This window comes from Novipirellula sp. (assembly GCF_041583735.1).
GTDB lineage: Bacteria > Planctomycetota > Planctomycetia > Pirellulales > Pirellulaceae > Novipirellula.
In genome coordinates this window covers 1-4,694 of sequence record NZ_JBFHFD010000673.1, presented here as the reverse complement: position 1 = coordinate 4,694, position 4,694 = coordinate 1, and the positions used below count along the sequence as shown (strand labels likewise).

Below are 4,694 nucleotides of genomic sequence, written 5' to 3'. Positions count from 1 at the left end.
CGCATCAAGCTGGGCCTGAGTAATCACCTCCATGTAATTGCCATATTTTGATAGCAGCGCTCCCACACTCGCAGCATCTCCTGCCCGAGCGAGTTGCAAAAGTTCGGACGAGGAGAGTTCCGTGGGGTTGATGGCGGTGTGTCCTCTAGATGTCCTGGCCGGTTCGCCAACAGGTTGTCACGCGAAAACCTACAAATATTATTGGGGGGGAGGGTGGTTCCAGGCAAGACACCACAAACCTAAGGGGTGTTCGCACGTTTGCGAACGCGGCCAATGTGCCCCAGGCAAGAGAGAAAATGCCCGAAAAAGAAGAGGGGCCGCCGGACAAGGCTGCCGTGCCGCAATGCGGGCTCGGGTAGCTACCTTCGCCAGAAGGTGGTGACTCGTATTTGTGCGGCATCCCTCCACGCTCTGGCGAGCGTCGCTACGGCCCGGTCGCAGCGAGTGAAACGTTCGGGATTTACCGGGCGGCTCGCGCCGCTCCGCTATAAAAAACACTCGGTGAGGGCCAAAGTAGATGGCATTGGGCGTGAGCCACCGAGTGTCGGCCTCCGGCCTTACGGCGACAGGTCGCCCCTAAACCGTTGGCTCACGCCAACGGCAGGCCATGTTTCGGCCTCCGGCCTATTCGCGTGCCACTAAATCAGCAGTCTTCTTCCTCAGGTGGAGAGGTGACTGCAGCACAGGCCGGAAGAAGAACTCACACCCTGGCTTACAGCCGGATCACTTCTTGTTCGTGAACGGTTTCCGACTTTTGCTCGCAGCATGCGGCCAGTTCGAACTCGACACTCCAGCGACCGTTTTCGTCGCCGGTGACGATCCAGTGAGGTTGCACACAAACGCTTTGGTGGACCAATTCGAATCCGGACTCACTTTGGCTGACCGTTTGAATCGGGAACGCCCAGATGCCGCTAGGCCGATTGATCTCAAGCGACACATCGATGCCGAGCCAGCGGTCCGAGAGGCTCAGTCCAAGTGCATTCTCAAGGTCCAATTCCTCGCCAAGCTGTCCGAGTCGATGACCGTTGACGTCCGAGAAGTAACGGTCGTCCGCACCCGATGGCAGGCCAGCAAAATTCAACTCGATACCGAAATGCAGCGGTTGGTTTTGCGGAACGTTTTCGAGCAGATAGGCAACCGTCAAACGATCGCTGCCCGCGTGCATCGTCACCGCCTTGGTCAACGAGATCGGAATACCCCAGGCGTTACCATCACGACGCATTTGGACTTGCACTCGATCGGCACCGCGACGCAATTTGGTTTGGAACGCTAATTCGACAAAATCGCCGCGTTCGGTTGCTTCGCCCCGAGCGACGTTTTCCAAAGTCGCATCGTTGTCGTAAAAATGGTCCATCAAACTCTTGCGAGCGAATCGGTCGTATTGCAGACGCTGGTCCAGATCCTCTTGCTTGAACACGACTCGGTCGTGGATGCTTGCGACTTCATCGCCTCCGGTGTTTGGACCCGCCAATACTTTGCGGTGATAGCTTTCGGGACGACGTTGAAGTGTCGCGAGCAGGTTGTGCTGGATTTCGCGAACGTCCAATTCATACATGCGGCCACCACGCCCCGGTGCAAACCATGCACACAAGCGATTGTTGCTGAGCCGGACTTCCTGGTACCCATCGAAGTCATAATCCGAAGCGGTTGCTTGAACGCTGTGTTCATTGACACCGCTGAGTCGTTCCAGCTCGTTGTCCGCTGCAATCAAGTGTTGGAAAATTGCGTTGCGAAGGTGTGGCAGGTAAATGCCGCCGAACGCGCCGTGCCAATAGGGGCAATTGCATTGGCCGCGATACAGGTCGTCGCGGATTTGCGAGATCTCGCTGGCACCGATGCCGGTGGCTTCGATTTCGGCGAGTTGGCGGCTGACGTCCATCATCCGCGCGTACATTTCGTTTGTTTCGTCGTACTTGGTTTTGAAGTTACGCCAGTAACCACCGCGTACAAAGTTTTTCAGATCGCTCCACTGCGGGTGATCTTCCATCGCGTGGCTGACGTCGTCAAACGTTTCTTGTGCCTCGACAGGAAGCGACCATTCGGTCATTTCACGATAACTGCAATCGGGCAAGTAAACTTTGCCGACCGGTGCGGTGTGGGTGATCGCGTCTTCGAGCGTGACGGTTTTGAGCCAGTCGGCGTTGGCGGTCAGCGACTGAAACAGCGAGCGAAGCCAGCCTTTTTCGTAGACGTGCACTTTGGTGTCAGGCCAAGTACCGAATTTTTCGCCGTCATCACCAAATGTCAATACGACCCCAGGCGACCGATGTGCCAAATCGCGACAATGGTCGATCGTGGCGTCGACGCTTTGGAATGGGATCGTGTAGCGAAGGTGCTCGGATCCGGGGAACACCCGCAGCACGCGGCCGTCATCTTCGGTCAAGTAATAACCGGTCAACTGAGGATCGCGAAGTCCGGCGGCTCGGAAATGGAAGTCGTCCAGTACCGTGTACTCAATGCCTGCGTCGACGACATCGCTTGTCAACGAAGATTCCCAAACGCGTTCGGGAGTCCACATCCCGCGAGGACGGACACCCAAGGTGCGGTGTAGCCAATTGCTGTAGGCTTGAATTTGGCCGATCCGGTCGCGGCGTGGCAACATCGCCAAGATCGGTTCGTATTGAGGTCCACCAATGATTTCGACGCGGCCCGCTTCGACCAGCATCCGCAGACGATCAACGTACTCGGGGTGCCGATCGGCCAACCACATCATCAACGGACCCGAGGTGTGCAGCGAGATTCGCAACGCTTCAAAAGGCTCGAATACTTCTAAAAACGGCAGATAGCTGTCCTGATACGCTTGTTCAAAAACCCCATCAAAGTTGCCGATTGGTTGATGGTTGTGCAGAACCAAACAGAGATAAGCGTGCGGCGTCATAGGTGTGATGATGGGGTTGAAAGGGACAGATTCGGTCGATCACAAACCCAGTGCTGTGGACTCTGCCGCAAGCGATCACGCTAGGAATCGACCCAGGGACGCTATCTGACGCAGTTGACCATGACACTGTTAGAGCTTGTATCGGCCAGAATGATCCGATTCATTTACCCAAACTGCAGTTTCGTGTTGGGGTCGCGAAGTGTCGGCATTTTTGCCGCATTTTCAAGAAAAATTGGATGCGAATCGGCACGGCGGCGAGCTGTCGAGAGAGGCACCGCCCGCATTGGAGAATGACGAGCCCCGATGATTCACGCTTGAATTTTTGTAAGGACGGTTAAGCAGCAACGCACGGTCGCGTTGGTTGTAGCGGAAGCCGTCAAGATTTTTGTGATAGATGCCGAGCGAATCAGAACTCTCACGCGATTTACCGCTGACCAAGCACTCGCATTGGCGCGTTCGTTCAACGGGCTACAGCACGAGCCGCGGGTTCTCTGCGGCAGCACATTTGCGGTATTTTTCGGTGGCCAGTTCGGGCAGCACCGTATTGATCATGCACTGGCTGCTCCACTCGAACCCGGCAACACGCGTGATCCTGGGAAAGAATTCAAGCGACCAGTGGAATGCCTCGGCATTGCCATGGGCGCCCGGAGGCCGCGAGTGCAGCAACATGTTGTACGAGGCGTTGGGGACCAGCGTTTCGAGCCAGCCAGTCATTCGTTTGATCATCCTCGCCAAGTCGTCAAGGACGTCGAACGAAAGCTGATCGAAATGGTCAACGTGGTCTTTGGTGGTCACACGCAGCAGCATCGGCAAGCGGCTGGCGTACGGACAGTAGGCAACAAGGGAATTGGTTTGTGCCACGATCCGTTTCTTCTGTTTCAATTCGGCGCGAATGATATCGCACTGCAAACAACATCCTGTTCTGGCTTGATGCGACCGCATGCGTTCGTTGATGTTTTCAACCGAATTGGGCATCTGGTCGCTCGCCAGCAATTGGCTGTGACTATGTTGCAGCGAAGCTCCCGCGTCGCCACCAACATTTTTGAACAAACTGATGTATTGAATGCCTGGTTGCATTCGCCAATGGCTCAACCGGTGTTGGTAAGCCACCAACATCAGTTTGATTTCCGTCAGATCCAATTCACTGATCGATTGCACGTGATTGGGGGATTCAATGATAACTTCATGACCCCCAATGACTTTGCTGCTTTGAAACAGCGGGTTGGTTCGTTTGGGTAAATCGTTCTGAGCGGGTTTGATTGCGGATTCCGTCACTGCGGGAAATTTGTTGGGGACGACTCGGACCGACCAATCTCGCAGTGTGGCCGGCGATACCGCGTTACCGTTGCTGGGCGGATACAGCACTTCAAAGCTGTCGTCCGGGGTAATCTTGGCAACCCAGGTTGGCGGCGGGGTCGTGTGTTCTTCGCCAGCGCAGAACGGACACTCCAACGCGGTCGTGTTTGGAACTCGTTGCTCGGTTCCAAATTGATCGGGACGTGCTTCGCGGTGAGGTGCAAAGATCGTCCAGTCGCCGGTGATCGGATTGAGCCGTGATTCGGCACAACCGCTCGGTTCGGGCAATTGCGTCGCAGCCTCGGGGGCGGCGGGCTTTGCAGAGGCCCCGTCGCGTCTCTGTAGACGCACCAGATTTTTGTTTCGATCCGCGACTCGTGAGGGGGCGTTTTCGATCAAGGTACTACTTCACGAACAGGTTTATTTTAGTGCACCAATTCCTGTGGGGGTGCAGGGACCATACGAGATCCTAACGGATGTTCGTAGGGTTTGGCGAGACAAAATTAGCGAAAAGTTGCTG

2 protein-coding genes are annotated in these 4,694 nt (G+C 55.6%); both read right to left on the bottom strand.

Features of this window, described 5'->3' with window-relative positions:
* Positions 1-712: 712 nt before the first annotated feature.
* Positions 713-2,878, bottom strand: coding sequence for an alpha-amylase/4-alpha-glucanotransferase domain-containing protein (locus ABX962_RS30670; RefSeq protein ID WP_372725278.1), 2,166 nt, complete (start codon positions 2,876-2,878; stop codon positions 713-715).
* 468 nt (positions 2,879-3,346) lie between these two features.
* A complete protein-coding gene (galT, locus tag ABX962_RS30665; RefSeq protein WP_372725276.1) occupies positions 3,347-4,525 on the bottom strand; it encodes a galactose-1-phosphate uridylyltransferase in 1,179 nt (392 codons plus the stop codon).
* Between the last annotated feature and the right edge of the window lie 169 nt (positions 4,526-4,694).